The organism is Bacteroides intestinalis (genome assembly GCF_003464595.1).
GTDB classification, from domain to species: domain Bacteria; phylum Bacteroidota; class Bacteroidia; order Bacteroidales; family Bacteroidaceae; genus Bacteroides; species Bacteroides intestinalis_A.
Genome location: NZ_QRZF01000059.1, coordinates 1 through 1,381 on the forward strand (window position 1 = coordinate 1; position 1,381 = coordinate 1,381).

Below are 1,381 nucleotides of genomic sequence, written 5' to 3' on the forward strand. Positions count from 1 at the left end.
TGAATTCTAAGTCCTCTCCAAGCAATATCTATAAAATCTTACCCAAGTTTACGAACATTAACGTATCCTTGGGTAAGTTCGTATATAGACATAACTACTCTTCAGAAGTGTATAGCTACTTCCTAAACCTAAGATGTTTTCGAAGTTAAGGACCTTTTTATTATACGGCTAATGTTACAAATGGAGTCTGCCTTCGTATCACAGCAAAAGACCTTGCTATGATTTTGGCTCTTACAGCATTGATTACAGATGCTTTATGTTTCCCCTCCGCTATTTTCCTTTTATAATATGCTTTCATCTGCGGATCCCAAGAGATGGCAGTAATAGCTGCCCGGGTAAGGTATACTTTTACTTCTTTGTTAGCCAATGAAGAAGTCTGCGTTTTTCCCCGTATGGAAATACCTGAAGTGTGTTCAAATGGGGCAACCCCACAATAGCAGGCAAATTTCCTCGGGTTGTCAAATCTTTGAAAATTGTCAGTAACACACAGTAATACAATGGCATTGATAATTCCTATTCCTTTTATACTTCTTAATAGCAAGTAGTTTGTGTAAAGCGATGTACTGACGGCTATTAGTTGCTCCATATCCTCTTCCACCTCCAGGATCTTTTCTTTTATCGACTTGAGCTGCTCTTCCAAAAAAGAAATGGCTTCTGTCACATTAGCCAACTTAGCCATCTGGGAGAATGTTTCCAATAACTTTATGCTTGATACTTTTTGCTTGACCAAATTGTCACGTATAATAATCCATCCTCGTAGTCTCACCAAGTCTTTGTCAGGCAATTTGTATAACTCCAGTTTTCGATAGTGTAATACCGCATAGTTCGCTATTCTTTTGGCGTCAATGCGGTCATTTTTGCCTCGTTGCAAGCCTATGGACTTCTTGATGGTCAACGGGCAAACCAAAGCCAGGGAAAATCCCATGGAGACACTGGAAACAGATAACTCTGTGACATAACTTCCCATGTTTTCAGCACAGAATAAGAGTTTGGATAAAGAGAGATGATAACCAGCTATCCAATCCAATAAAGATTGGATTCCTTCTGGAGTGTTATCAAAAGACTTGTGAGACAACTCTTTTTCGTCCGCAGACATTAATGATGCATCGAAAGTTTTTTTTCCTACATCAAGACCTACAAAATGAGAATAATTCATAACTTTGTATTTACAGTATTAAACATGAAGGAGAAACAGCTAATACATTTATTAGGTCGTGAGCCTACAATTCTAACTGGCTAGGTTCTCCTATTAAGAGAGTTGCAGTCTGATTCAGCCTATAATCATTTAAGACTAGTGTCAAAGTTAGTTCACTGCAACTCTTCTTTTCAAATATACACTTATATTTTATTGTGATATTTAATACTGCAAATGTAAATGTGT

1 protein-coding gene is annotated in these 1,381 nt (G+C 37.4%); it reads right to left on the minus strand.

Annotation, left to right across the window (positions count from 1 at the left end):
• Positions 1-160: 160 nt before the first annotated feature.
• Positions 161-1,156 (minus strand): IS110 family RNA-guided transposase, encoded by a 996-nt coding sequence (locus tag DWW10_RS25810; RefSeq protein WP_022391325.1) that lies wholly within the window; start codon positions 1,154-1,156, stop codon positions 161-163.
• Positions 1,157-1,381 lie beyond the last annotated feature (225 nt).

Bases quoted from the DNA above. Each gene is read 5' to 3' on its own strand.
- DWW10_RS25810 (WP_022391325.1), bottom strand. From the start codon at position 1,156: ATGAATTATTCTCATTTTGTAGGTCTTGATGTAGGAAAAAAAACTTTC.